General features: G+C 63.1%; 24 protein-coding genes and 1 pseudogene. 15 read left to right on the top strand and 10 right to left on the bottom strand.

Annotated elements, in window-relative coordinates:
• Window positions 1-109: 109 nt before the first annotated feature.
• From O3306_RS08390 to O3306_RS08380, 3 genes are all read right to left on the bottom strand, one after another.
• Window positions 110-1,930, bottom strand: a complete 1,821-nt coding sequence (locus O3306_RS08390; protein WP_272005652.1) for a M3 family oligoendopeptidase — start codon at window positions 1,928-1,930, stop codon at window positions 110-112.
• A gap of 145 nt (window positions 1,931-2,075) precedes the next feature.
• Window positions 2,076-3,059 (bottom strand): alpha/beta hydrolase, encoded by a 984-nt coding sequence (locus O3306_RS08385; protein ID WP_272005649.1) that lies wholly within the window; start codon window positions 3,057-3,059, stop codon window positions 2,076-2,078.
• A gap of 7 nt (window positions 3,060-3,066) precedes the next feature.
• Window positions 3,067-3,357 (bottom strand): SCP2 sterol-binding domain-containing protein, encoded by a 291-nt coding sequence (locus tag O3306_RS08380; RefSeq protein ID WP_272005647.1) that lies wholly within the window; start codon window positions 3,355-3,357, stop codon window positions 3,067-3,069.
• Between the two features lie 74 nt (window positions 3,358-3,431).
• Here O3306_RS08380 and O3306_RS08375 point away from each other — a divergent pair, with 74 nt between their 5' ends.
• The 5 genes from O3306_RS08375 to O3306_RS08355 all read left to right on the top strand — a co-directional run bounded on the left by O3306_RS08375 (window position 3,432) and on the right by O3306_RS08355 (window position 8,490).
• On the top strand, window positions 3,432-3,995 hold the full coding sequence (locus O3306_RS08375) for a hypothetical protein (RefSeq protein ID WP_272005644.1): 564 nt from the start codon (window positions 3,432-3,434) through the stop codon (window positions 3,993-3,995).
• A gap of 31 nt (window positions 3,996-4,026) precedes the next feature.
• Window positions 4,027-6,876 carry a helicase-related protein gene (locus O3306_RS08370; RefSeq protein WP_272005641.1) on the top strand — a complete coding sequence of 950 codons (2,850 nt, stop codon included), beginning with the start codon at window positions 4,027-4,029 and terminating at the stop codon, window positions 6,874-6,876.
• A gap of 8 nt (window positions 6,877-6,884) precedes the next feature.
• Window positions 6,885-7,280 (top strand): RNA-binding S4 domain-containing protein, encoded by a 396-nt coding sequence (locus tag O3306_RS08365; protein ID WP_272005637.1) that lies wholly within the window; start codon window positions 6,885-6,887, stop codon window positions 7,278-7,280.
• Window positions 7,281-7,342: 62 nt separating this feature from the next.
• Window positions 7,343-7,681, top strand: coding sequence for a ferredoxin FdxA (gene fdxA / locus O3306_RS08360; RefSeq protein ID WP_272005634.1), 339 nt, complete (start codon window positions 7,343-7,345; stop codon window positions 7,679-7,681).
• Between the two features lie 296 nt (window positions 7,682-7,977).
• Window positions 7,978-8,490, top strand: a complete 513-nt coding sequence (locus O3306_RS08355; RefSeq protein ID WP_272005631.1) for a CarD family transcriptional regulator — start codon at window positions 7,978-7,980, stop codon at window positions 8,488-8,490.
• 58 nt (window positions 8,491-8,548) lie between these two features.
• Here the strand turns inward: O3306_RS08355 and O3306_RS08350 are convergent, their stop codons facing one another.
• On the bottom strand, window positions 8,549-9,304 hold the full coding sequence (locus O3306_RS08350) for an adenosylcobinamide-GDP ribazoletransferase (protein WP_272005628.1): 756 nt from the start codon (window positions 9,302-9,304) through the stop codon (window positions 8,549-8,551).
• Window positions 9,305-9,382: 78 nt separating this feature from the next.
• Here O3306_RS08350 and cobT point away from each other — a divergent pair, with 78 nt between their 5' ends.
• Window positions 9,383-10,393 (top strand): nicotinate-nucleotide--dimethylbenzimidazole phosphoribosyltransferase, encoded by a 1,011-nt coding sequence (gene cobT / locus O3306_RS08345; RefSeq protein ID WP_272005626.1) that lies wholly within the window; start codon window positions 9,383-9,385, stop codon window positions 10,391-10,393.
• 25 nt (window positions 10,394-10,418) lie between these two features.
• Here the strand turns inward: cobT and O3306_RS08340 are convergent, their stop codons facing one another.
• Entirely contained in the window at window positions 10,419-12,326 is a 1,908-nt protein-coding gene (locus O3306_RS08340; protein WP_272005623.1) for a cation:proton antiporter domain-containing protein, read from the bottom strand.
• 16 nt (window positions 12,327-12,342) lie between these two features.
• Complete coding sequence (locus O3306_RS08335) at window positions 12,343-12,798, bottom strand: Lrp/AsnC family transcriptional regulator (RefSeq protein WP_272005622.1); 456 nt, start codon at window positions 12,796-12,798, stop codon at window positions 12,343-12,345.
• A 135-nt stretch (window positions 12,799-12,933) separates the two neighbouring features.
• Between O3306_RS08335 and hppD the strand changes: the two genes are divergently transcribed.
• Window positions 12,934-14,034: a 4-hydroxyphenylpyruvate dioxygenase gene (gene hppD, locus O3306_RS08330; protein WP_272005620.1), complete on the top strand. Its 1,101-nt coding sequence runs from the start codon at window positions 12,934-12,936 to the stop codon at window positions 14,032-14,034.
• A gap of 45 nt (window positions 14,035-14,079) precedes the next feature.
• Here the strand turns inward: hppD and O3306_RS08325 are convergent, their stop codons facing one another.
• The 3 genes from O3306_RS08325 to O3306_RS08315 all read right to left on the bottom strand — a co-directional run bounded on the left by O3306_RS08325 (window position 14,080) and on the right by O3306_RS08315 (window position 19,401).
• A complete protein-coding gene (locus O3306_RS08325; protein WP_272005617.1) occupies window positions 14,080-16,803 on the bottom strand; it encodes a hypothetical protein in 2,724 nt (907 codons plus the stop codon).
• 192 nt (window positions 16,804-16,995) lie between these two features.
• Window positions 16,996-18,273, bottom strand: coding sequence for an O-acetylhomoserine aminocarboxypropyltransferase/cysteine synthase family protein (locus tag O3306_RS08320; RefSeq protein ID WP_272005614.1), 1,278 nt, complete (start codon window positions 18,271-18,273; stop codon window positions 16,996-16,998).
• Between the two features lie 123 nt (window positions 18,274-18,396).
• The gene (locus tag O3306_RS08315) at window positions 18,397-19,401 is read right to left on the bottom strand and encodes a hypothetical protein (RefSeq protein ID WP_272005611.1); all 1,005 of its coding nucleotides are present in this window, start codon (window positions 19,399-19,401) and stop codon (window positions 18,397-18,399) included.
• Between the two features lie 100 nt (window positions 19,402-19,501).
• On the opposite strand from O3306_RS08315, the gene O3306_RS08310 reads away from it, so the two are divergent.
• From O3306_RS08310 to O3306_RS08275, 8 genes and pseudogenes are all read left to right on the top strand, one after another.
• Window positions 19,502-19,990, top strand: a complete 489-nt coding sequence (locus O3306_RS08310) for a hypothetical protein (RefSeq protein ID WP_272005608.1) — start codon at window positions 19,502-19,504, stop codon at window positions 19,988-19,990.
• 211 nt (window positions 19,991-20,201) lie between these two features.
• Window positions 20,202-21,170, top strand: a complete 969-nt coding sequence (phnD, locus tag O3306_RS08305; RefSeq protein WP_442969987.1) for a phosphate/phosphite/phosphonate ABC transporter substrate-binding protein — start codon at window positions 20,202-20,204, stop codon at window positions 21,168-21,170.
• A gap of 79 nt (window positions 21,171-21,249) precedes the next feature.
• Window positions 21,250-22,050 carry a phosphonate ABC transporter ATP-binding protein gene (gene phnC, locus O3306_RS08300; RefSeq protein WP_272005603.1) on the top strand — a complete coding sequence of 267 codons (801 nt, stop codon included), beginning with the start codon at window positions 21,250-21,252 and terminating at the stop codon, window positions 22,048-22,050.
• Window positions 22,047-22,859: a phosphonate ABC transporter, permease protein PhnE gene (gene phnE / locus O3306_RS08295; RefSeq protein WP_272005599.1), complete on the top strand. Its 813-nt coding sequence runs from the start codon at window positions 22,047-22,049 to the stop codon at window positions 22,857-22,859. Before phnC ends, phnE (O3306_RS08295) begins: the two co-directional genes overlap by 4 nt.
• Window positions 22,859-23,674 (top strand): phosphonate ABC transporter, permease protein PhnE, encoded by an 816-nt coding sequence (gene phnE / locus O3306_RS08290; RefSeq protein ID WP_272005596.1) that lies wholly within the window; start codon window positions 22,859-22,861, stop codon window positions 23,672-23,674. Before phnE (O3306_RS08295) ends, phnE (O3306_RS08290) begins: the two co-directional genes overlap by 1 nt.
• 35 nt (window positions 23,675-23,709) lie before the next feature.
• A complete protein-coding gene (locus tag O3306_RS08285; RefSeq protein WP_272005594.1) occupies window positions 23,710-24,606 on the top strand; it encodes an HAD-IIA family hydrolase in 897 nt (298 codons plus the stop codon).
• 341 nt (window positions 24,607-24,947) lie between these two features.
• Window positions 24,948-25,373, top strand: a pseudogene (locus tag O3306_RS08280) (DDE-type integrase/transposase/recombinase); the annotation flags it as partial.
• Between the two features lie 82 nt (window positions 25,374-25,455).
• Window positions 25,456-26,376: a bifunctional GNAT family N-acetyltransferase/nucleoside diphosphate kinase regulator gene (locus O3306_RS08275; RefSeq protein ID WP_272005591.1), complete on the top strand. Its 921-nt coding sequence runs from the start codon at window positions 25,456-25,458 to the stop codon at window positions 26,374-26,376.
• A 5-nt stretch (window positions 26,377-26,381) separates the two neighbouring features.
• Here the strand turns inward: O3306_RS08275 and O3306_RS08270 are convergent.
• A partial coding sequence (locus O3306_RS08270) for a response regulator transcription factor (RefSeq protein ID WP_272005588.1) occupies window positions 26,382-26,881 on the bottom strand: 500 nt, incomplete at its 5' end.

Raw genomic sequence — 26,881 nt, 5'->3', positions numbered from 1 at the left:
TCTGATTGCGTTCAGGCCACGCAGGCTCTGGGGCACTGCCCCCAGAGTCTCGGGATATTTCTGGCCAGAAGATGCTATGACTGGCGTGGTTCGGCAGCGTTTGCCGAACTCACCCCTCCATCGCCTCCAATTCGTCGATCATGCCGGAGATCATGTTAAGGCCCTTGTCCCAGAATTTCGGATCGCTGGCATCAAGGCCGAAGGGGGCCAGAAGCGCCTTGTGGTGCTTGGAGCCGCCCGCCTTGAGCATGTCGAAATACTTGTCCTGGAAGCCGTCGGGATTTTCTTCGTAGACCGCGTAGAGCGCGTTCACCAAGCCGTCGCCGAAGGCATAGGCGTAGACGTAGAAGGGCGAGTGCACGAAATGCGGGATGTAGGCCCAGAAGGTTTCGTATCCGTCCATGAACTCGAAGGCCGGGCCGAGGCTTTGGGCCTGAACGGACATCCACAGCGCGTTGATATCCTCTGGCGTGAGCTCACCTTGCCGACGGGCGGCGTGCAGCTTGCATTCGAAATCGTAGAAGGCGATCTGGCGCACGACCGTGTTGATCATGTCCTCGACCTTGCCTGCCAGCAGGATCTTGCGCTCTGCATCGTTGGTGGCCCCGTCCAGCATCTTGCGGAAGGTCAGCATTTCGCCGAACACACTGGCGGTTTCGGCCAGCGTCAGCGGTGTGGAACTGAGCAGTTCGCCCTGTTCGGCGGCCAGAACCTGATGCACGCCGTGGCCCAGCTCGTGCGCCAAGGTCATGACATCGCGGGGTTTTCCCAGATAGTTTAGCATCACATAGGGGTGGACCGTCGTGACGGTGGGATGGGCGAAAGCGCCCGGCGCCTTGCCGGGTTTCACGCCCGCATCGATCCAGCCACGCTCGAAGAAGGGGGCGGCCAGATCGCCCATGCGCGGATCAAAAGCGGTGTAGGCCTCCATCACGGTGCTGCGGGCGGCATCCCAGCCCACGGTTTTCGTTTCTTCCATCGGCAGCGGCGCGTTGCGGTCCCAGACCTGCATCACATCGAGGCCGAGCCATTTGCGCTTCAGCTCGTAATAGCGGTGGCTGAGCCGGGGGTAGGCGGCGACGACCGCATCGCGCAGCGCCTCGACCACTTCGGGTTCCACATCGTTGCTCAAGTGGCGTCCGGTCTGGGCGGTGGGCATGCCGCGCCAGCGGTCCATCACTTCCTTTTCCTTGGCCGTAGTGTTGTGCACGCGGGCGAAGGTGCGGATATTCTCGCCAAAGACACGGGCCAGTTCGCGGCTGGCGGCCTCGCGTTTGCTGCGGTCCTGTTCGGTCAGCAGGGTCAGCGTGGCCTCGATGCCGAGCGTTTCGCCATCCACCTCGAAGCTGAGGCCGGCGATGGTTTCGTCAAACAGCCGTTCCCACGCGTCGCCGACAACCCCCAGATCATGCAGGAATTTTTCCAGTTCGTCGCTGAGCTGATAAGGCTTCATCGCGCGGATACGGTCCAGCACGGGACGGTAGCGGGCGAGGTCTGCGTCCTGTGCCAGCAGGGTCGACAGGTGGTCGTCCTCCAGCCGGTTCAGTTCCAGCGTGAAGAACACCAGCGGCGTGGTGTAATTGGTGATCTTTTCCTGGGTGTCGGACAGGAACTTGGTGCGCCCGCCATCGGTGGTCAGCTGGTAATAGCGCAGCCCGGCAAAGGACATAATGCGCCCGGCGGTGGTGCTGATGGCCTCGTTGCGCTTGATGCATTCCAGCAATCCGCCCGCATCAAGGTCGGCCAGCCTGCCCTCGTAATCGCTGGCGAAATCGGCGCAGGCGGCCTCCAGCCAGTCGAGATCGCGCTTGAGTTCGGGGGCGTCCTCGGCCGTGTAGAGATCGCTCAGGTCCCATTCCGGCAGATTGCCCAGATCACCTGCGCCGGAGCTGGCATTGGCATCATGGACGGGGGTGGGGCGATGGATCATGGACGGCTCTCCTCTGGGTTTGCAACAGACATAGGGGCGCGGCGCGGCAGGCTCAAGGCAGGTTTTTCGGAGGTCGGTATCGCGTCGGTATCAGATCGGTGCCGCGACGGTGGGCTTTGCGCCCGGCCCGATCGGGGCTCGCGGGCTAGGACTGCGCGGATACGCCGGAGCGATCGCGGGCCCGGTCGGGGGTATCGGACTGAGCGTCGTAGAGCGCGCAAATACGGTCAAAAAGCTCGCGCCGGATGGCGGGTTTGTCCATCAGCACTTCGTGGCGTCCGCCGTCCACCACGTGTAGCTCGCCGCGCGGCCAGTTCTGCATCCGCTGGGTGATGCGGGCTATGTCGACGATCTCTTCATTGCTGCCCACCACCGTGAGACAGGGCAGGTCGGGCGAGGGGCGCCGCGACAGGACGAGGCATTCGCGCAATGCCTCGCGCAGCCAGCGCAGGCTGGGTCCGCCGAGGCCCAGCTCGGCATGAGCGCGGGTCTGGTCGATCATGTGCTGGTACATCTCGGCGTCGTTGGTCAGCTTGTTGGAGGCAAAGGGTTCCTTGAGCACATAGCTTTCTCCGGCGCTGCCGGGGGCGTAGAGATGGCCCATTCCCACAAGGCTGGTGCCCCAGGACAGGGACCATGCGACGGGGCGCAGCGCGGTGGAAATCTGGATGCCCCACATCGGGCCGGAAAAGACGCAAGAGGCGACTGGCAGCCCCTCGATCGCGGCGCGCAGGCCGATGCAGCCGCCCATCGAATGCGCCAGCAGGTGCAACGGGCGGGCGACACCAAGGGCCTCGGCAGCCTGCACCATCGCACCGACGTCGCGCTGATAGTCCGAGAAGAGATGCACATGGCCGGCCATCTGGTCTGTTGTCAGCCGGTCCGACAGGCCCTGACCGCGCCAGTCGATCGCAAGCGTGGCATAGCCGCGCGCCGCCAGATCAGCCGCCGCGAAGTCGTATTTCTCAATATATTCGGTGCGGCCGGGGAAGAGCAGCACCGTGCCCTTGGCCCCTTCGCAGGGCCAATGACCGATGCGCAGGCGCACCCCGTCGGACGTGGTGATCCACCAGGCGTCCCCATCCGGGGGCCCAGGTGCCACATCGTCGTAGAAGGGGGCGCGCTCCATTTTGCGGTCAGGCCAGGACGCTGCCCAGCTTCATGGCGAGCCCCATGTCGCCATCAACGGTCAGTTTGCCTGTCATGAAGGCAGCGGTGGCATCGAGATCGCCCGACAGGATCGATTCGAACGTATCGCTATCGGCTGTGAGGGTCACTTCGGTGTCTTCGTCGCCGGCATGGGCGCCGTTTTCGTCGATGATCACGGCACCTTCGCCCTCGATCACGAACTTGGCCGAACCGTCAAACGGGCGGCCTGCCATTTTTTCATTCAGGGCGTCCACCGCCTTGGTCACAACATCGCTCATAAAATGTCCTTTCTGCTTATCTGGCGCCGGAGGGGGTTTGCATTCCGGCAACCTGCGCTACACTCTGAGATGTTATGAGCGCAGAACGCCCAATTCTCAACAGTACCGTCACGGCATTTCTGCTGGCGATCCTGTTTTCCCTGCCGCTGAGTGCCGAGACTGGCGGGCGGCTGGAAGCGCTCTATGCCGAGCTGAAACAGGCCGAGCCAGTGGAGGCGCAGCGGATCGCCAAGGAAATCCAGCTGGAACAGTCGAAATCGGGGTCGGCAGCGATGGACCTGCTGCTCAAGCGCGGGCGCGATGCGATGGAGGCGGGCGATCTTGAGCAGGCGATCGAACATCTGACGGCGCTGACCGACCATGCGCCGGATTTCGCCGATGGCTGGCACACCCGCGCCATTGCCTATGCAAGGGTCGGGCTTTATGGTCCGGCACTCGCCGATATCGAGCGCGCATTGGCGCTGAATCCGCACCATTTCGACGCGATTGCATCGCTTGGCGCATTGTTGGAGGAGGTTGGCCATGAAAAGCTGGCACATGATGCCTACACGCAGGTTCTGGCGATCCATCCCTATTTCGAGGACGTGACCACGGCGCTGGAACGTCTGGACGCCGAATTCGGCGGCTCCGAAATCTAAAGCAAGCCTCAGAGAAAATGGAGACGGGCCAATGGCCGAACCGTCAAGAACCCTCGCGGTTCTGGGCCCAACCAACACCGGCAAGACCCATTACGCCATCGAGCGGATGCTGGGATACCGGACGGGCATCATCGGCCTGCCGCTGCGCCTGCTGGCGCGCGAGGTCTATGACAAGATCGTCAGCATACGCGGTCCGTCGGTGGTGGCGCTGGTCACCGGCGAGGAGCGTATCGTGCCGCCGCGCGCCCGATATTGGGTCTGCACGGTCGAGGCGATGCCGCAAGGCATGGGGGCGGATTTTGTCGCCATCGACGAGATACAGCTCTGCGCTGATCCCGAGCGCGGGCATGTGTTCACCGACCGGCTGCTGCGGATGCGCGGGCTGCGCGAGACGCAGTTTCTGGGTGCCGCGACGATGCGCAGTGTCATCGCGCAACTGGTGCCGGGCGTGGAATTCGTGCCGCGCACGCGAATGTCGGAATTAACCTACTCAGGTTCGAAAAAGATAAGCAAACTGCCTGCGCGCACTGCAATCGTCGGATTTTCGGTTGAAAATGTATATGCCATAGCCGAGCTTCTGCGCCGCCAGAAGGGTGGCGCAGCGGTGGTCATGGGCGCGCTCAGCCCGCGCACGCGCAATGCGCAGGTCGAAATGTACCAGAACGGCGAGGTCGATTACCTGGTGGCGACGGACGCCATCGGGATGGGGCTGAACCTGGATGTCGGGCATGTGGCGTTCTCGGCGCTTTCCAAGTTTGACGGGCGGCGGATGCGGGAGCTGATGCCCAACGAACTGGCCCAGATCGCGGGCCGCGCCGGACGCGGCATGAAGAGCGGCACATTCGGCGTGACAGGCGAGGCGCCGCCGCTGCACGATGAGGTGGCGCAGGCGATCATGGAGCACCGTTTTGCGCCGATCCGAAAGCTGGAGTGGCGCAATGCGGACCTGTCGCTGGGCAATGTGGGGGCGTTGATCACGTCGCTTGAGGCGCGCCCGGACAATGAGCTGCTGGTGCGCGCGCGCGAATCTGACGACGTGACCGCGCTGCGCACATTGTCGGACATTCCCGATATCCGCTCGCGCGCTGTCGATGGGGCGTCGGTGCGGCTGCTATGGGACGTGTGCCGCATCCCCGATTTTCGCGGCATCAGTCAGAGCGAACACGCGGGCCTGCTGGAAATCATTTATCGCGATCTGCACGATCACGGGACGCTGCCCGATGATTGGCTGGCCCGGCAAATTCGCCGTATTGACCGCACCGATGGCGATATTGATACCTTGTCCAAAAGACTGGCTTATATCCGCACCTGGACCTATGTTTCGCAGCGAAAAGGCTGGCTTGAGGACGAAAGTCATTGGCGCGCCGCGACGCGCGCTGTAGAAGACCGACTGTCAGATGCCTTGCACGGGGCGCTGACCCAACGATTTGTGGACCGGCGCACAGCCGTGCTCTTGCGCCGGCTCAAGCAGAAGGAAGCCATCGTGGCCGAAGTGAATGATCAAGGTGAAGTGACCGTAGAGGGCGAATTTGTCGGACGGCTGGAGGGCTTTCGCTTTCTGGCGGACAAATCCGCGACCGGGCAGGAGGCCAAGACGCTTGGTCAGGCGAGCCTGCAGGCGCTGGCGCCGCATTTTCATCTGCGCGCCGACCGGTTTTACAACGCCCCCGATACCGAGATCGACTTTACCGAGCAGGGCGGCCTGATGTGGGGCAGCCAGGCGGTGGGCAAGCTGGTCAAGGGCTCTGATCCGCTGAAGCCGATGATCAAGCCGTTCGTCGATGACGAGGCGGGTGCGGACGTGGCGCAGAAGGTCGAGCGGCGGTTGCAGCATTTCATCGACCGCAAGGTGGCGACGCTGTTCGAGCCGCTGCTGGCACTGGGTCGCGACGAGGCGCTGACCGGGCTGGCGCGGGGCTTTGGTTTCCGCATGGTCGAAGCGCTGGGAGTGATCCCGCGCGGCGAGGTCGCCGATGAGGTCAAGGCGCTGGATCAGGACGCGCGCGCTGCGCTGCGCAAGCACGGCATCCGCTTTGGCCAGTTCACTATTTTCATGCCGCTGCTGCTGAAGCCTGCGGCAACTCGCCTGAGACTTGTTTTGTGGTCTCTTTACAAGGGGCTGGACGAGTTTCCTGAAGCGCCGCCACCGGGGTTGGTGACAGTGCCGGCAGGCCGGGTGCCGCAGGGGTATTACACGATGGCGGGCTACCGCGCCTCGGGCGAGCGGGCGATCCGCATCGACATGCTGGAGCGGCTCGCGGACATGCTGCGGGGCCTTGATAGCCGGGGCGGTTTCGAGGCGAATGCCGACATGCTGTCAATCACCGGCATGACGCTGGAGCAGTTCGTCGACCTGATGCAGGGGCTGGGCTACAAGGCCGAGCGCGGCGAGCGCGAAAAGGTCAAGCCGGTGGATCGCGCGGTGGCGGAAGCACCGACGCAGACCGCAGCAGAGGGGGGCGAGGCAGCCCCCGAGACAGCCGCGGATCAGGTTGCCGAAATCGTCGACGAAGGAATCGCCCCGATTGCCGCCGAACCGGCCGAAGAGGCCGCGGTGCCTGCGGAAATTCCCGAAGTGGCCGCAACCGAAATGCTGCCGGGCGAATCCCCGGCAGAAGCCGTCACGCCGGAACTGGAAGTCTATTACACCTTTACCTGGGCCGGGCGCGCACGCCGCGCTGGCGCGGCGCAGGGGCGGGCTGGCAAACCGGAAGGGCGCGGTCAGGGCAAACCCGGAGGCCGGAACAAGGGCAAGGGCAAGCCGCGTGACGACGGTGGAAATGCGCCCAAGAAGTTTTCTGCGAAACCGGTCAAGAAAGACCGGATCGACCCGGATAATCCGTTTGCCGCGGCCTTGATGGGGCTCAGGGACAAAACCTGAAGATTGCCGTGCAAGATACTGATCAAGGCCAGAAAATTCGACTCGACAAATGGCTCTGGCACGCCCGGTTCTTCAAGACCCGCTCGATTGCGGCGAAAGAGGTCGGCGCGGGGCATGTCCGGGTCAACAGCGAGCGGGTGGTCAAACCGGCAACAGTGGTGCGCGCGCAGGATGTGCTGACCTTTACACAGGGCCGTCAGGTTCGGGTGATCCGGATCCTTGGAATCGGAACGCGGCGCGGCCCCGCCCCCGAGGCGCAGGCGCTCTATGATGACCTTGATCCGCCCGAGGCCCGCGCCAGCCGGGACGATGTTCCGCAAAACCCCGCCTATGACGGAAAGGGGCGTCCGACCAAGAAGGTGCGGCGTAAACTCGACCTCAATCGCTCCGGGGCGCTTGAATGATGTTTGGCTCTGGATTAGGTACGCCACAGATGCACCTATGGTTCCCGATTTGAGAGACGGACATGACCTATATCGTCAATGACGCCTGTATCGCCTGCAAATACACAGACTGTGTCGAAGTGTGCCCGGTCGATTGCTTTTACGAAGGCGAGAACATGCTGGTCATCCACCCGGATGAATGCATTGATTGCGGCGTCTGCGAGCCGGAATGCCCGGCCGACGCCATCCGCCCGGACACCGAGCCGGACATGGAGAAATGGGTGGAGTTCAACCGGAAATACGCGGAACTCTGGCCGGTGATCATCACCAAGAAGGACGAGCTGCCCGAAGCGGCAGAGCGTGACGGCGAAGAAGGCAAGCTGGAAAAGTACTTTTCCGAGAAGCCCGGCGAGGGCGGCTGAGCCGGAAGACCTGATTCGGAAATCGGACTGAAATCGCTTGCATTTTGCATGAGAAAAGATGCGTAACCTATTGATTTGGTAGGCGTGTATGTGTGATTTTGGGCCTCCCTTCCGGTAGGTCAAAATTTATGATACATTAGTTGGACAAATGTAGTGTCATGCCCGATATCCATCTGTCCTTGCCGCGAGCCAGGGTCGGATTTCTTTGCGCCTCAGATTGACCGAAATGAAACAGGGGGCTCTCCCCTTGTCGGTCCTGCGTGCGGCGAAGCGGCAGACGTAAGAGGAAGATCTGAATGACCAAATCGAAGAAATCCGAATTTCGCCCCAATGATTTTGTTGTGTACCCCGCCCACGGCGTCGGACAGATCGTGTCGATTGAAAGCCAGGAAATTGCCGGGATCGAACTGGAACTGTTCGTCATTTCCTTTGAAAAAGACAAGATGACGTTGCGCGTGCCCACGCACAAGGCGACCGAGATCGGTATGCGCGGTCTGTCCAGCCCCGATGTGGTGTCCAGGGCGATGACAACGCTGAAGGGCAAGGCCAAGGCCAAGCGCGCCATGTGGTCGCGTCGTGCCCAGGAATACGAGCAGAAGATCAACTCGGGCGATCTGATCGCGATTGCCGAAGTGGTGCGCGACCTGCACCGCACCGATGACCAGCGCGAGCAGAGCTATTCGGAGCGCCAGCTTTACGAGGCGGCGCTGGAGCGTCTGACCCGTGAAGTCGCTGCGGTCAGCGGGGATGACGAGGTGGAAGCCGCCAAGCAGGTTGGTGATGTGCTGATCTCGCGCGCCGCCGCCTGAACAGGAAACACGAAGTGATACAGGGCCGTATCCCGTTGGGCTGCGGCCCTTTTTCGTGTCAGGCGACAATCGCCATCAGCACTGCGATCTCGACCAGTTGCTGCGCTGCGCCCAGGATGTCGCCGGTCTGACCGCCGATCTTGGCCCGTGCGATGCGGCCCGCACCCAGTGTCACCAGAGCGGCAAGCAGGATCGCCGAAAGAGCCGAGCCCCAGATCAGGATGAATGCCGCGATGGCGGCAAGGGCCAGCCCGGTCAGCACAGTCTGCCCGTCCGGCGCCCCGACGCTGTGTGACAGGCCGTCTGCGCGCGCCTGCGGCAGGCGCCACATCAGCACCGGGATCGCGGCCCGCGAGAGGGCCGCAGTTGCGATGATCGCGGCAAGCGCGCCCCCGGCGGACGCCTCGAACAGCAGCCAGAGCAGGGCCCAGCGGCAGAGGAGCGAGAGGCAGAGCGCGATCACGCCGTAAGCGCCGATTCGGCTGTCCTTCATGATCTCCAGCCGTCGCGCGCGGTCCCAACCGCCCCAGAGACCGTCAGCACTGTCGGCCAGCCCGTCTTCGTGCATCGCGCCGGTGATCACGACCTGGCAGGTCAGCGCGACCACCGCCGCAATCGCGGCTGGCAGGCCGAAATATGTGGCGAGGCAGCCCGCCAGACCGGCGATACCGCCGATCACCAGCCCGGCCACGGGATAGGCCCAGGCCGCCGCGCCGCCGCGCGTTCCCCGCGCGGCCACCGGCAGGCGGCTGAGCAGGGTCAGCGCCTCGGCAATGTCGGCAGGGTCGAATCGAGAGGTGTCGTTTTTGGTCATGTGGGCGGTCAATCGGATGCCTTGCAGGGGTCACCGCTGCGATACATAAGGCGCAAGGCAAAGACAACGGGGGCTCGGATGGGGCAGGGATTTACGCAGATTTCAGAGGTGCAGGCGATTCTGGAGACGCTGCGCGGGCCGGACGAAGCGGCAGGTGCCGCGGCGGAGGCCCGCAATGGGCAGTTGACCAAGCCACCCGGCGCGCTGGGGCGGTTGGAGGACCTCGCGATCTGGTATTGTGCCTGGCGCGGCGACGGGCAGGCGCGGATTGACGAGCCGCAGATCATCGTCTTTGCCGGGAATCACGGGGTCACGGCGCAAGGCGTTTCGGCCTTTCCGGCCGAAGTGACCGCCCAGATGGTGGCCAATTTCCAGGCAGGCGGGGCGGCGATTAATCAGCTTGCCCGATGCTATGGCGCGCGCATGGACGTGCATGCGCTGGCTTTGGAGAACCCGACAGCGGATTTCACTCAGGGCCCGGCGATGACCGAGGCCGAGATGGTGGCGGCGCTGCGTGCCGGGTGGGACGCGGTCGATCCGGGCAGCGATCTGCTGGTCGTGGGCGAGATGGGGATCGGCAACACCACCAGCGCCTCGGCGATCCTGCATCTGCTTTACGGTGGTGATGCGGGCGACTGGACCGGGCAGGGGACCGGCGTGGATGCGGCGGGGCTCGCGCTCAAGACGCGGGTGGTGCGCGATGCGGCGGTATTGCACCGTGGTGCGACGGGGCTGGAGGTGCTGGCACGGGTCGGCGGGCGAGAGCTGGCGGCGATGGCGGGCGCGATCCTGCGGGCGCGGGTGCAGGGCATTCCGGTGTTGCTGGACGGGTTCATCTGCACCGCAGCGGCGGCCTGCCTGCATAGTGCCGCGCCCGGTGCGCTGGATCACTGTCTGGCGGGGCATGTCAGCGCCGAGGCCGCGCATGACGCGGCGCTGGAGCGGCTCGGCAAGGTGCCGATCCTGTCGCTGGGCATGCGGCTGGGCGAAGGCTCAGGTGCGGCGCTAGCCATTGGGGTGATGCAGGGCGCGCTGGCCTGTCATAGCGGCATGGCGACATTCGCCGAGGCGGGCGTGGCGGCGGGCTAGGGCCGGGTCGGGCCTCAAGCCCGGCCTACCGCTGGCGCTTTTTCGTCTTGTCGACCTCTGCGCTTTCCTCGAGTTGCGACAGCAGCATCGTTTCGAGTTCCTTTTCCAGTTCCTGCGCCCGGATGATATAGGCCTCGTTCTCGATGGTTGGAATGTCCGGATCCCACAGGGTCGCCAGTTCGCGCACTGAATGCCGGTCGTGGTGGTAGAACATCTCTTCCATTTCCGATGCCTCGTATTCTGTGAGGCCGATATTTTCCAACACGTAACGCCCGGCGCGCAGCGAGCTGTCGAACATCTCGCGCACGATATCGTTGGCCCCCGCCTGATAGAGGCGGAACACATGGGTGCGGTCGCGGGCGCGGGCGACGATGTGCAGATCGGGCCGTTCGCGCCGGGCGAAGGCCACCAGCCGGGTGGCTGCGTCCGGATCATCAAGCGCTGCCACCAGCACTCTAGCGTCTTTCAGGCCGGCAGCGATCAGCAGTTCGGGCCGCGTCGGATCACCGAAGAACCCCTTGACGCCAAAGCGGCGCATACGCTGGATCGCCGCGAGGTCGTGATCAAGCACGACGGTACTGTAGCCCGCCGAGCGCACCAGCCGATTGACGATCTGACCGAAGCGCCCGATGCCGACGATGATTACCGGGCCTTTCTGGTCGATGGTGTCCGGCTCGTGCAGTTCGGCCGCGGTCTCCATATGGTTCGACAGCCAGTCGTACAGGATGAAGAGTAGCGGCGTGATCAGCATGGTGAGCGCCACCACCAGCAGCAGGATTTCGGTAAGGGCGGGCGGCACCACGTTTTGTTGCGACGAGAACGAGATCAGCACGAAGCCGAATTCGCCCGCTTGCGCCAGCGACAGGGTGAAGAGCCACAGATCGCGCCGCCGCAGGTTGAACACCCGGCCCAGCAGGTAGAGGATCACGCCTTTGGTCACGATCACCGCAAGGGCGATGCCGAGGATCAGGAAGGGCGCGCCAAAGAAGATGGCAAAGTTGATGCCCGCACCAACCGTGATGAAAAAGAGGCCCAGCAACAGCCCCTTGAACGGCTCGACATCCGATTCCAGCTCGTGCCGGAATTCGCTGTTGGCCAGCACCACGCCGGCCAGAAACGCGCCGAGGGCCGGCGAGAGGCCCACCAGGTACATCACGAAGCTGATGCCGCAGACGATGAGCAGGGCCAGCGCGGTATACATCTCGCGCAGGCGCGCGGCATGGATGAAGCGGAACACAGGCGCGATCAGGTAGACGCCAGAGAGGATCACCGCCGCCACCGCGCCCAGCGTCACCAGCGTGACGCCCCAGCCCGGCAGCCCGGCCACCAGCGACAGCGAGACGTCGTGATGGGCGCCACCGCCCGCGAGTGCATCTGCGGAATTCTCCAGCACGTCGCCCAGCACCTTGTCGGGTGATTTGGGCAGGGCCAGCAGCGGCAAGAGCGCCAGCATCGGGATCACCGCGATGTCCTGTGTCAGCAGGACGGAAAAGGCCGAGCGCCCGCCGCCGGTCTGCATCAGCCCCTTTTCCGAAAGGGTCTGAAGGACAATCGCGGTTGAGGAGAGCGCAAAGATCAGCCCGACAGCGAGCGCGACGCTCCAGACCTGGCCGAACATCATCGCGCCGACCATCACCGCCAGCGTGGTGATGGCGGTCTGCAACCCGCCAAGGCCCAACAGCCTGTGGCGCATGTCCCACAGCGCCCTCGGTTCCAGTTCCAGCCCGATGAGAAACAGCATCATCACCACGCCGAATTCGGCAAAGTGCTGCAATTCCTCGGTTTCATGGCCAACGAGCCCCAGAACCGGGCCGATGATGATGCCCGCGGCGAGGTACCCCAGCACCGATCCCAGACCAAGCCGGGCGGCAATCGGCACCGCGATCACGGCTGCGGCAAGGTAGATCGACGCCTGGTAGAGGAAACCTTCCATCGGGGGTCCTTTTGGGTCAGGTGGGCAGCGGCGCGTCCGCCTTGAGCTGGTTCATCACGATTTGGCTATGCACCTTTGCGACGGCACGGTGGGGTAACAATACCGCGTGGATCAGATCGTTCAACGCGGGAAGGTCTTTGCAATAGACCCGCAGCAGATAATCGGCGGTCCCGGTGAGGGTCCAGGCGCTGACGATTTGCGGCTGGGTGGCGACCAGACGGGCAAAGCTGCGCGCGTCTTCGGGGCGGTGGCTGGCCATTTCGACCTGCACGAAGGCTTGCACGTCAAGCCCGGCCAGCATCGGGTCGAGCCGGGCGGTATAGCCCGCGATCACCCCGGATCGTTCCAGCCGCTGCCGGCGTCGTCCCGCCTGGCTGGGCGACAGGTTGAGCAATGCGCCCAGTTCCTGAACGGTGAGATGGGCATTTTCCTGTAGCGCCTGGACAAGGCGGGTATCCGTATTGTCGAGCATGCACTAATCATGCATATAATGTCTGTCGATTGCAATAAATACGCAGATAGCAAAAGATCGAAGCGAAGAATGCGCGAACGACGCATGGGTGGCATGGTATTGTGACGCAGATCACTTACAGAAGGCCGCGCCGCGATGGGACCTTTCCCGCATGACACGCCGCAATCCGGCATCACTGCCGACAATCCCGTTGGCACGAACGGGTTTGAATTCGTTGAATTCACCCATCCCCGCCCGGCAGAGGCACGTGCGCTATTTGCGCGGATGGGCTTTGCCTGCACTGCCAGACACAAGAGTCGCGCGGCGGAGATTTGGCAGCAGGGCGATATCACCTATATCCTGACCAGCGATGCGAAGAGTTTCGCGCATGAGTTTCAGGCAGCGCATGGGGCTTCGGCCCCGTCGATGGGCTGGCGCGTGGCGGATGCGCAAAAGGCGCTGGCGCATACGCTCTCGAAGGGGGCAGAGGTCTATGACGGGCCGGGCAAGGCGCTGGACGTGCCCGCGATCCGGGGGATCGGCGGATCGCTGATCTATTTCGTCGAGGAAACCGATCCGCGCGCCGTCTATGGCAGTGAATATGCGTGGCTGACGGAGCCCAAGCCCGAGGGGGGCGGGTTCTACTATCTCGATCACCTGACGCATAATGTCTACAAGGGCAACATGGATCGCTGGTTTCGGTTTTACAGCGATGTGTTCGGCTTTCGCGAAATCCGGTTCTTTGACATCAAGGGCAAGTTCACCGGGTTGTTCAGCCGCGCGCTGACCTCGCCCTGCGGGCGCATCCGCATCCCGATCAACGAGGACCGGGGCGAGACCGGGCAGATCGTGGCCTATCTGAACAAGTATCGCGGCGAGGGAATCCAGCATATCGCGGTGGGCACCGAGGCGCTCTATGACGCGACCGACGAGATTGCGGCGCGCGGGCTGCGGTTCATGCCGCCGCCGCCTGACAGCTATTATGACCTCAGCCTTGAGCGCGTCGCGGGGCATACCGAGCCGCTGGAGAGGATGAAGAAACACGGCATCTTGATCGATGGCGAGGGTGTGGTGGATGGCGGCGAGACGCGGATCCTGTTGCAGATTTTTTCAAAAACCGTGATCGGCCCGATCTTTTTCGAGTTCATCCAGCGCAAGGGCGATGACGGATTCGGCGAGGGTAATTTCCAGGCGCTGTTCGAATCAATCGAACAGGAACAGATCAACGCCGGTGAACTGGTGGCACCTGCTGATTGACGGTGGCTGCTGGCGTGGCCCGTACATGACGGGCGCGGGGGCGGATCAGCCCTTTGGCATGCGCAGTGTCACGTTCCGGCCCTTCTTGACGTAGCGCAACTCGCTGTCGCCTATGGCCGCGACTTTGCCGCCGTCGAGCCTGTCACCCACCTTGACCTTCTTGTAGCGCCCGTTGGACAGGCGCACCAGCGCGCGGCGATTGTTGGGCGTGCCGTAGACGCCGATCAGGTTGACGTCACGCAGGTTCAGCACGTTGCGATTCGTCGCCTCCTTGGCGACCGAAGCGGTCGAGGGCACGGACGGGGCCAGCACCTGTGCCGTGGCGACAGGTTGCGCGGCCTCGCTTTCGCGGGCGCGCGCGACAATGGCGGCGAAATTCTTGGGACGGTTCAGCGGCGTCAGCGAGGCGGTGACTGCTTGCGGTGTCGGGTTTTCGAACTGGGACTCGTCAACCTCGGCTTCTGCCTCGCTGGTGGCTTCGGCATCGGCGTCAGCATTGGCCAAGGCCAGGGCCGCTTCCAGCGCCTCTGAATCGACCAGGGCGGCTTCGGTCGTGGCCGCAGTTTCGGTGGCCGCAGTTTCGGTGGCGGCGGTGATCGTGTCGGGGCGCACGCGCGGGCGGAACGCAGCGAGGGCGGGATCGACGACGGGCAGCGAGGCTTCGTCCTCGGTCACGCTCTGGGTTACGGCATCCGCGTCGGCATCCGGCGTGGCTTGGCTCTGCGCTTCGGGGGCGAGGCTGGCGGGGCGCGGGCGCGGGCGGACCGCGGCCAGTGGCGATGTGGGTTGCCCGGCGTCGGCCTGTGGCTCTGCCGGATCGGTCACGGCGGCCGGCTCTGCCTCTGCGACCAGCGCAGGCTCCGTCGTAACAGTGGGCGCGTCGACACGCTGCATCGCTGCGGGTGGTTCGACCACCGGGCGCCCGGCATGGACCCGCACGCCCTGTGGCGTCATCGCGCCTTCCGGGGTTGCGCGCACGAGATTGTTTTCATCGAAATCGAATGTCTCGCCGGGGGTGTGTGGCAGGGCAACGACTTCGGGGGGGGCATCGCGCTGCGCCCCGGGGCTGCTGGGCAGGATGGTGGGGTCGTCAAACTGGACGTCCGGGTCGACCGAGATGCGGAAAATGCGTTCGGCATCGCCGCTGGCGCGCGGGGCCGTGGGGGGCTCGGGCGCCATTTGCCAGATGCCGGTGGCGGCATAGCGCGCGAGCGCCGCGCTTGGCGTCAGAGGTTCGGGTGCGGGGGCCGGGGTGCTGACCACGGGCGCAGGTTCTGGCGCGGGCTCGGGTGCTGGCGACTCGGCAGCGGGAGCGGCAGGCGGTTCGATGTGCGTCTCGGGCAGGGTGAGCGCGGCCTGATCGGTCTCTTCACTCTGGGCGGGCGCCATTGGCGCGAGGGGTTCGGTTGCGGCGGGCATGGCCACGCGCATCGGCTGTATTGGTTCCGTCTCCGCTGAGGCAGACACATCGTCGGCGACATGGATTTCCTTGGGGCCGCCAAAGAGCCGGGCCAGCCCATCGTCCAGGAAGATCGACGCCCATGCGGCCACGGCGACAAGGAAGAGAAGCAGCGCCGCCAACAGGATCAGGCCCAGGAAGCGCGGCTTGCCGCCGACCTGGGGCTGTCGCGCACCAAAGACCGTCATGCGCTGCTTTTCGTCCTCGAAACGGGTCTTGGCACTGCTGACGGGTTTGCTCTCGGTTTTCTTTGTTGGGGTCGCCTTGCGCGTGGCTTGCGGCTGGCGGCCGCTGAAGAACCGGGGCTTGGCTGTTTCGCCGGTCGTTTCGGGCTCTGCGGGCGTGGGGCTGTCCAGCCGTTCGGCGGGGTCCACTGTCGGTTCTGTTGCAGGCGAGGGCAACACCGGCGCGGCGGTCTTGTCGGTATCGGCGGCGCCGGGGCGCAGCGCGCCTTCGCTGCGGGACGCGACCAGACCGCTGAGCCGTGATGGCGCGTCGAGCTTGGCAGCGTTGTCCGGGGCCGCGCCACGGCTGGCACGAATGCTGGTAAATGGCTTGGGCGCGTCCGGGACGGGATCTGGGGCGTCGACTTTTGGGGCGGCCTTGGCCTTGGTTTTCGGTTCCGGCTTGGGTTTCGGCTGTTTCGCGGGCGCGGCCTTGTCCGGGACCGGCGCTGGTTCGGCGGCGGCAGGGGCGGTGTCTGGCGCGGGGGAGGCCGCCTCTTCGCCCGGATCGGCGGGCGGAGCGGGCGGGGCTGGCATCTCCTTGCTGACGCTGATGATGCGGATCGGCACCTCGTCGCGCTCCACTTGCGTGCCGTCGGGCAGGATCGAGCGGGCCTGAGCGGTTTCGCCGAAAAACGGCTCGCCTTTGAAATCGCCATTGTCGGGAATCGCGACAAAGCAGACCGGGGCAAAGGCGTGATCGATGGCGAAGACTTCGGCTTCTTCCAGAGTTTCGCGGGCGACGGCGGCGATCTTCAGATCGGGGCCGTCGGCGGCCCAGTCGTAAACCAGTTCATCGACACTGTAGGGGGTCGCGCCATCCAGCGCCGCGCGAGCGGCCTGATCATGTGGTTCTGCGGCGGGGGCCGGAATGGAGAGATATTTGATCTGGCTGTTGGGAATGACCAGCTTGGTGCGCAGTCCCGAAGGGTCCAGCGCCGTAGCCTTGGCGCGCAATTCGGCCAGCGCGGCGGGCAGATCGTCGATATCGAGCGATACCTCGTCCACGAGTGTCCAGCCGGGGAAACGCCGGTGCAGCAGGCCGATGCCGTCGAATGACAACGAAAGAGCGAAATTTGGTTTCATATCAGGCGTTCTAACACCGCTGTCACTGCTCGGGGAGTCCCCGTATCACAGCGTGGAAGTCTATAGCAGCTTCCTGCCGAGAGAAAGTCATGCCGGATGTCGGGGCCATGGCCGTCGGGCCGGTGTCCGGGGGCGTCATTGTCGCAGGCAACAACAACACCCCCGGTGTTTTCGGACCGGGCCGGGGCGAGGTCAGCTGGCCTTGGCCAGCGCCTGCTCAAGATCGGCGATGAGGTCGTTCACATCCTCGGTGCCGATGGAGAAACGCACCAGGTCGGGGCTGGCGCCCGCTGCCGTCTGCTGTTCGGGTGTAAGCTGGCGGTGGGTGGTCGATGCGGCGTGGATGACAAGGCTGCGGGTATCGCCGAGATTGGCCACGTGGCTGAACAGCTCCAGGCTGTCGACCACTTTCATGCAGGCATCATAGCCGCCCTTGAGTTGCACGGTAAACAGGCCGCTGGCGCCGCGCGGGCAGTATTTGGCGACACGATCAAAGACCGGCGAGCTTTTGAGGCCGGCATAGGTCACTTTGGCCACGGCGTCGTGTTTCTCCAGCCATTCGGCAACGCGCGTGGCGTTCTCAACGTGGCGCTCCATGCGCAGGCTCAGCGTTTCGATCCCCATCAGCGTGTAATGTGCCGCCTGCGGGTTCAGCGTCATGCCGAGGTCGCGCAGCCCGATGGCGATGCCGTGGAAGGTGAAGGCGAGCGGGCCGAATGTTTCGTGGAACTTGAGCCCGTGATAGGCTGGTTCGGGCTGGCTGAGCGAGGGGAACTTGTCGGAGGCGGACCAGTCGAATGTGCCGCTGTCCACCACGACGCCGCCGGTGACGGTGCCGTTGCCGGTCAGGTATTTGGTCATCGAATGCACCACCAGCGTCGCGCCGTGCTCGATCGGGCGGCACAGGTAGGGCGTGGCGGTGGTGTTGTCGACGATCAGCGGAATGCCCGCCTCGTCGGCGACATCGGCGATGGCGCGCAGATCAGCGATATGTCCGCCGGGGTTGGCGATGGATTCGCAGAAGATTGCGCGCGTCTTGTCATCAATGGTCGCCTGCATCGCTTTCGTGTCGTCGATATCGACAAAGCGGGCTTCCCAGCCGAAGCGTTTCATCGTCTGGCTGAACTGGGTGATCGAGCCACCATAGAGCCGGGTCGAGACCACGACGTTGCAGCCCGGCTGCATCAGCGGAAAGAGGGCCATGATCTGAGCTGCGTGCCCGGACGAACAGCAGACGGCACCGGCGCCGCCTTCGAGTGTCGCGACGCGTTCCTGCAGAACGGCAACCGTGGGGTTGGTGAGGCGCGAGTAGATATAGCCAACTTCCTGGAGGTTGAAGAGGGCGGCGGCGTGGTCGGCATCGCGGAACACATAGGCCGTCGTCTGGTAGATCGGCGTCTGTCGCGCGCCAGTTGCCGGATCGGGGCGGGCGCCTGCGTGGATCTGCAATGTGTCAAAGCCGTATGCCATGGATAGTCCTCCTCAGGGAATGGGTCGCGCGAATCTGTAAGGGATCAACGCTGCGGCGGCAACGAATAAGCGCGGAAAGGGCGCGCCGTGGGGGGGGCTGTCACTTGCCCCGACCACAGATGCCTACCGCATCCAGAACCCGTTGCGCTTGATCTTGTTGCGGATCGCCTGTTCCTTGCGCGGCAGGTTGTCCTGATCGAACAGGTCGCGCACCTTGAAGCCGCGCCCCTGGTACACCATCCGCTTGATCGGGTCGTATTCCTTCAGCACCTTCTTGATCCGGTTGGGGGTTGTCACCTCGTGCAGCACTTCCACGACGCGTTCGCTCTCGCGGGCGTAGAGCAGCGGCAGCAGCCGGTAGTGGCAGGTGGTTTCACCATCCAGATAGCCCGGCGGCAAGGTGTCGCGCCCGCCGCCGAGACTGTGGATCACCAGCGGCAGCGCGACCTGATCCAGCCACGGGTTGAGTTCCTGACAGACCAGTTCGGGCGGGGGATCGTCACGGATCGCCAGGGCGTATTCCTCGAACCGGGCGCCGAATTCGGCCGGGCAGCGATAGTAGAAGAACCCGGCGTTGAAATAGAGGTAGCGCTTCCAGAATTCATCGGGCTGGGACATGTCGAGCGAGCTGGCGAAATCCAGGCCGAATTTATCGTAGAGCGATTTCCAGATATCGGTGTAGCCGGGGCCGTAGAGCTCGGGCTTGGGCCATGTGCCTTCGCGGCGCAGTGATGCGCTGGGCCGGTCGAAATCGAACGGCACGTCCATCAGGTCGCCCGTCACCAGCGTATCGGTGTCGAAAAACACGAAAGGTTCACCCTCGGGCAGGATGCGCAGCGCTTCGATCTTGTTGCCATAGGGGTAGGCCTGACCGAAATGGCGGCTTTCGAAGGGGATGATCTCGGCGCCCAACTCGTCCAGCAACCTGGCCGTTTCGTCGCCTTGGATGCGCGGGTCACCCTTCCACAGCGGGCCGGGTTGCGGTTCTGCCACGATCACGCGCCCGTCGAAATCCGGGCTGGTCTCGCGCAGCGAGGCACAGAACATGACCGCCTCGTATTGCAGCCGCCCGCCCTGGCCGATGATCAGGATGTTGAAAGGGTGTCTTTTGCCTGCCTGCGCCGCCATACTGGACCCTGCCTTGCCTGTTTTTGGGCGCAGTATAGGGGCGATGCCTGCGCCGCAGAAGGGGGCAGGTGCGATGATTTGGAAAAAGGGGAGATTGGCAATGATAGATTGGGTCTTTATCGCCATCGCGATGGCGTTGGGCGGGAACGGGCAGGCGGACAGCGGCCCGGCGATCGCCGCAGAGGCGGCACCGACGCAGGACGCGGCATTTGTGGCCGAGCCGCAGGAGCCTTCGGGCAAGTTTACCACCGCGACCGAGGTCAAGCCGATCCTCGGCATGACGCGCGGCAACTGGGTGGCGGTGCGCGAATATGACGGGCAGGACCTTCTTTATTTCACGCATCTGCTAAGCTGGCGCTGCGGGCTGCACCAGATCCGCTACAGCCTGAATGACGGGCCAATGCAGGTCTGGCCGATGCCGCCCTGCCTGGAGGGCACCGCGACACCCAACGCGATCCTCACTGACGAGGGCCTGCCCTATATCGCGCAGCCCCTGGGCAGTATCGGGTCGGTGACGGTGGAATTGCTCTATGATGATCTGACCGAAGAATCGGCGGCGTTTTCGCGCAGCGATGTGCTGATGCCATGACGATTGGCGTGGCCGATTGCGATTTTATGACCGGTGCATTTGTCCGTTGATCCTGCGTCAGTAATCGCCGTGGGAGGCGGTAATCGCCCTTGGTTTCTTCCGGCTTGCAGCGCGATTGTCGGCCCTTGGCGCGAGTGTCACAAAAATTTCCTTTGGAAAAGCGCCCGATCGCATCTAGCCTCAATAAAAAAGGGAGAACGACGATATGAAGATGACTTCTACACTTTTATCAGGTGTTGCGCTTGCTTTCGGCATGGCGCTGGGAGGGGCTGCTGCGGCCGCCGATTGCCCGCATGGCGCGCTGGACGAACGGTTCTGCGACGTGGATGGCGATCTGATCGCGGATACGCCCACCGATGCGGCGGAACAGCTTGACCCCGACACGTTGATCTTTGCCTACACGCCGGTCGAGGATCCGGCGGTGTACAAGGAAGCCTGGGCTGATTTCCTGACATACCTTGAGGACGCGACCGGCAAGAAGGTCGTGTTTTTCCCGGTCCAGTCCAACGCGGCACAGATCGAGGCGATGCGCTCGGGGCGGCTTCATATCGCGGGGTTCAATACCGGATCGAACCCGCTGGCTGTGAACTGCGCGGGCTTTTCGCCCTTCACCATCATGGCCTCGGCTGATGGCAGCTTTGGCTACGAGATGGAGATCATCACCTATCCCGGATCGGGTATCGAGACGATCGAGGACATCAAGGGCAAGCAACTGGCCTTTACCGCGCCCACGTCGAATTCCGGCTTCAAGGCACCCTCGGCGATCCTGAAGGCGGATTATGGCCTGCTGCCGGATCGCGATTTCGAGCCGGTCTATTCAGGCAAGCACGACAACTCGGTGCTGGGCGTGGCCAACAAGGACTATCCGGCCGCCGCCATCGCCAACTCGGTGATGACCCGGATGTTCGAGCGCGAAGTGGTCAGCCGCGACCAGATCGTATCGCTCTACAAGTCGCAGACCTTTCCGACGACTGGCTACGGCGTGGTCTATAACCTCAAGCCCGAATTGCAGGACAAGATCCGCAACGCGTTCTTCGAGTTTGACTGGTCAGGGACCAGCCTGGAAGAGGAATTCAGCAAGAATGGCGAGGCCCAGTTCATCGAGATCAACTACAAGGAATACTGGGACGTGATCCGCAAGATCGATGCGGCCAATGACGTCAGCTACGCCTGCCAATGATATTGCGCTGATAACTGGCGAGGGGCGGCCCGACGGGACCGCCCCTTACCGCGTTTAACTTTGCCCCGGGAGGGCCTGCATGCTGCGGCTTGAAAAGCTAACCAAGACCTACAAAACCGGGGATCAGGCGTTGAAAGCCGTTGATCTGGTTGTTCCCGAAGGGCAGGTTCTGGCCCTGATCGGCCCGTCGGGCGCGGGAAAATCGACGCTGATCCGTTGCATCAACCGGCTGGTAGAGCCGACCTCGGGCAAGGTGTATCTGGGCGATGTCGAACTGACCGGGTTGTCCTCTGGCAGCCTGCGCCGGGAACGTCGCCGCATGGGCATGATCTTTCAGGAATACGCGCTGGTCGAGCGGCTGTCGGTGATGGAAAACGTGCTGTCGGGCCGGTTGGGCTATGTCGGGTTCTGGCGCAGCTTCTTGCGCAAATATCCGCAGGCGGATGTGGATGAGGCGTTTCGCCTGCTGGACCGCGTCGGGCTGCTGGCCATGGCGGACAAGCGCGCCGACGAGCTGTCGGGCGGGCAACGGCAGCGAGTGGGCATCTGCCGCGCCCTGATCCAGAACCCCGCGCTGCTGTTGGTGGACGAGCCGACCGCGTCGCTGGACCCCAAGACATCGCGGCAGATCATGCGGCTGGTCTGCGAGCTGTGCAAGGAGCGGGGGCTGGCGGCGATCATCAACATCCACGATGTCGCGCTGGCGCAGATGTTCGTGCAGCGTGTCATCGGCCTGCGGGCCGGCGCGGTCGAGTTCGACGGCCCACCCGATACGCTGACCCCCGATGTTCTGACAACGATCTATGGCGCGGAGGATTGGGAGGCGACAATCGACAAGGTCGAGGATGAGGACGACGACGCGCCGGAGGCTGCCGAATGAGCACCGAGCTGGAGGCACTTGTCGGCAAACGCTGGAAGAAACCGCCCTTTGTCCGCAGAGGCTGGTTGCGCTGGGCGCTGCTGTTCGGGTTCGCGGCCTATCTGGTGGCGGCGTTCCTGACGATCGAGATCAACTGGGCCCGTGTCTACGAAGGGCTGGAGCGCGGCAAGCAGTTCGTGCTGGCCTTCACCAGCCCCGATTTCACCTCCCGGTCGGTCGATATCTGGGACGGGATGCTGGAAAGCGTCATCATGACGGTGGCCGCATCGGTGGTGGGCATCGCCATTTCGATCCCCATCGCGCTGGGGGCGGCGCGCAATATCGCCCCGCTGCCGGTCTATCTGATCTGTCGGTCGATCATCGCGGTCAGCCGGGCGTTGCAAGAGATCATCGTGGCGATCCTTCTGGTCGCGATCTTTGGTTTTGGTCCGCTGGCAGGGTTCCTGACGCTCAGCTTTGCCACCATCGGGTTCCTGTCGAAACTGTTGGCCGAGGATATCGAGAGCATGGACAAGGTGCAGGCCGAGGCGATCAAGGCATCGGGGGCCAAGTGGACGCAGTGGATCAATTACGGTGTGCAGCCGCAGGTCATGCCGCGGCTTATCGGGCTGTCGATGTACCGTATCGACATCAATTTCCGCGAGAGCGCCATTCTGGGCCTTGTGGGGGCAGGCGGCATCGGTGCGACGCTGAACACCGCGTTTGACCGTTACGAATACGATACCGCAGCGGCGATCCTGCTGATCATCATCGGCGTGGTGATGGCGCTGGAATACCTCAGCGGCGTCATCCGCGAGAGGGTTCAGTAATGCCGGTGCGTGACATCAGTGGCCGACAGGTCTGGAAGCGGCGCACGGGGCGCGAATCGCTGTTTCACTGGGTGCTGTGGCTGATCGGCATCGCCATCTTTGCCTATTGCTGGCAGCAGATTTCAGAGGCGACGACGTGGTTTTTCGTCTGGGACGCGCCACGCATTGCGGGCGACATCTGGGATCGGGCCACGCCGCCGAAATGGGAATATATCACCCAACTGGGCGAGCCGATCTGGGACACGCTGAACATCGCCACGCTGGGCACGCTCATCGCGTTGCTGCTGGCGGTGCCGGTGGCGTTTCTGGCGGCGCGCAACACCACGCCGTCGCGGCTCTTTATCCGGCCCATTGCCCTGCTGATCATCGTTTCGACTCGCTCGATCAATTCCTTGATCTGGGCGCTGCTGCTGATCGCCATCATCGGGCCGGGTGTCTTTGCCGGGGTGGTGGCCATCGCCATCCGCTCGGTCGGGTTCTGCGCCAAGCTGCTCTATGAGGCGATCGAGGAGATCGACAGCACGCAGGTGGAGGCGATCACCGCCACGGGCGCGTCGCGCTGGCAGGTGATGGCCTACGGGATATTGCCGCAGATCATGCCCGCATTCGCTGGCATCGCGGTGTTCCGCTGGGATATCAACATCCGCGAATCGACCGTGCTGGGCCTGGTGGGCGCGGGCGGGATCGGGCTGCAACTGTCGGCGTCGCTCAATGTTCTGGCATGGCCGCAGGTGGCGCTGATCCTGCTGGTGATCCTGATGGCGGTGGTGATTTCCGAGTGGGTCTCGGCCAAGGTGCGCGGCGCGATCATCTGACGCGCGGCACGCAGGCAAGAGAACGGAGCGCCACCATGACCAGAGAGTTGCAGGACACTGCGTCCGTCTTTGACCGCTACGAGGCGATCCGCCACCGGCTGCCGGCGGCAGCGGGATTCGGGCAGACGCAGCCCATCGGGTCGCTGATGGATGTCGCGGGGCAGGTGGATACCTTTGTCTTTGACGCGTTCGGGGTTCTGAATGTCGGCGAAACCCCGATCCCCGGAGCATCAGAGCGGCTGGACCAGTTGCGCGGCGCGGGCTGCCAGATCCGCGTGCTGACCAACGCCGCCAGCTATGACCGGGCGGGCGCCATCGCCAAGTTCAAACGGTTGGGGATGGTGCTGCATGACGACGAGATCATCACCAGCCGCGAGGCGGCACTGAAGGCCGCCGCGCCGCGCCACTGGGGCGTGATCGCGGCCACGAGCGACGCGGCCGCCGATGTGCCGGGGCGCGTGATGCGTTTGCACGACGATGTGGAAGGCTATGACGCGGTCGAGGGTATCTTGTTCCTGTCCGCCGCGGACTGGGGGCCATCCCGGCAGGCGGTGCTGGAAGCCGCGCTGCGCCGCCGCCCGCGCCCGGTGCTGATCGCCAATGCCGATCTGGTCGCGCCGCGCGACGACGGGTTCTCACTGGAGCCGGGTTATTACGGTCATCTGCTGATGGACCGGACGCAGGCGGATGTGTCGTTTTACGGCAAACCCTTCGACGATGTGTTCGCGATGGCGCAGGCCTCGCTGCCGGGTGTTGCGCCGGACCGGATCGCGATGTGCGGGGATTCTCTGCATACCGATATTCTGGGCGCGCGTGCGGCTGGCTGGCGGTCGGTTCTGGTCACGCGGGACGGGCTGTTCGCGGGGGCGGATATCGCCGGGTTCTGCGACCGGTCCGGCATTCATGCCGATTGGCAACTGCCCCGCATCTGAGCGCGCACGCCGGTCGGCTGGTTGACCGTCCAGAGCGGAGGTTTCTCGAGACAGACTGGTGCTTTGACGGGTGAGCCACCAAAGGGTGGTTTGCCCGCTTGGTCGTCTTGTCGCGCTTTCAGAGCGGGCCGCCCGCAAATGCGATTGCGTGGACTTCAGTAATCAGCCGCCAATACCGCTGACTGCGAATTGCGCCGCCGATTACAATGGCGGGACAGGCAGGGGGGCCTATGCCGAGCTCAATAACCTGATCGTCTGGGTGAAGGATAATGGCGGTATGGGCGCGTTCTGTCGCACACAGCCACGATCAGTCTTTCGTGGCTTCCGTCACGAAGGATAAACGCGCCGCGCGCCTGGCCAGCCTTGCAGGCATTGCGCCTCGGATTGGTTACAAACGACGCCCTGGCCGATATGGTGGCAAGCCTTCAGTGGTTGCTGACAACACATTGGACTGGCAGTTTGAAGTGAGTGCCCCCGACCGTGTTTGGGTGAAAGACATCACGTATATCAAGACGCATGAAGGTTGGTCCTGTCAGGCTGTCGTGATCGTTCTGTTCTCACGGCGCGCCGTTGGGGGGGTAATGCAATCGCGCATGACTATAAACTTCGCATTGCAAGCGTTGCTCGGCGAAGTTTGGCGACGTAAGCCAAAGCGACAAGTGAGGATCCACTCCGCTCACACCCCGATTCGTGCAGCAAAGCCCCAGCAGCATGTCTGTTCAAAAAAAGCCGCTAAAACAACTTGGCAATGCTCTGAATCTTGCTAGAAAGTGCTTTGCGATTTTTAATACTGACTCGAAAGAACCAGCGCGGCAGCGACCGTGACAGGCTTTCATTCTTGCGACCAAGGTGGCGAAGATAAGCAAGCCTTTTGTTTCGTTGCGTCCGGAAATCACCCGGATGCACGCACAGATCCTTATGGACTGGTTGGAAGATGAACGCGTGACCCGCTATCTGAGTGATTCAGACGATGTATCCCGGTTCATCGCACAAACCGTCAATCGGGTTCAGATGCCGATCCTGACACATCTGTTCAATCAGGGCGGCCGTTTTTTCATGGTCTATGATCGAGGCGATATCCCGGTCGGCTTTGTCCGTCTGGTCAAGATAGGCGCCGAGTGTGAAATAGTTCTGGTCATCGGCGATCATGACAATTGGGGCCGCAGGCTTGGCACAAGCACCATCCGTGAAGGGCTGAAGCTTGCTTTTCTCGACATGTGTGCCGAGAGGGTTATCGCCAAAATTCACCCGGACAATACACGTTCGATGAAAGGGTTTGAACGCTGTGGTTTCCGTCTCGAACGCGAGACGCCGACGCTCCATTCCCTGTCCATGACCTCTGACCGGTATCTTGATCTCCTGCGCGAAGGTGCGATGGCAGATTCCACTGATATTTACGTTACCGAGATGGACAAAGCCCGCCTCCAGAGCCTGGTTGATTTTGAAGACGGAACGGCAAAGGTCGAACTTCAACACGAGATCGAGCGCGCCATCGTCGTTGACCCTCAAGATGTCTCGGGCGACGTTGTAACAATGAATTCCAAGGTCGTGTTACAGCTGGACGACGAACAAAAGGACGTGGCTCTGGTCTATCCGCAAGATGCCGAAGAATGTTCGGGGAAACTCTCGGTCCTTTCCGATGTCGGCACAGCGATCCTGGGCTATCAGGAAGGCGACACCGTCGATTGGGTGGTCAGGGATCGCACTCGCCGGATCCGGATCGAGAAGGTGATCTACCAACCGGAATCCTTCGGTGATTTTCATCTCTAGTCGATTTAATGCGATAAGTCTGCTTTTTGCGAGTGTTCTACTTTTGCGTTCGTCTGGCAGCACGAACTGCAGGTTCGCCGGTGCCTATTGGACTGCGAAAGCGCGCCGTTCAACTTCGCGCGGGTGAATATGACGGCCGCCTGGGCGCGGGTTAATACACCCATCTTTCTGCGAATTTCCTCCAGGTGATAGTCAATCGTGCTGCGCGATTTCCCAACGATGACGGCGATTTCCCGGTTGGTCTTGCCCTGCGAGACCCAGTGCAAGATTTCCATCTGATGGCTGGACAGCGACTGAAGCCGACGAATGTCCGGTTTGGCTGCGTCGATCCCTTCGCGTAACACCTGCGCGCGCTCAACCACGTAACGTGTGAGGGTCGATGCGGCATGCAGGTTTTCGGTACTCAGCGGGGTGTCGGTGACTGTCAGTGTCAATGAGCGTTCAAAGCTGACCCGGTTATGGCATTTAAAAATGACCCACCGTATGTGGCGCAAAGCCCCCAGTC

It is taken from the genome of Roseovarius sp. ZX-A-9 (genome assembly GCF_028369135.1).
Classification (GTDB): domain Bacteria; phylum Pseudomonadota; class Alphaproteobacteria; order Rhodobacterales; family Rhodobacteraceae; genus Roseovarius.
Note: the sequence above shows the minus strand (reverse complement) of the source record. Positions and strands in the feature narration are given on the sequence as shown.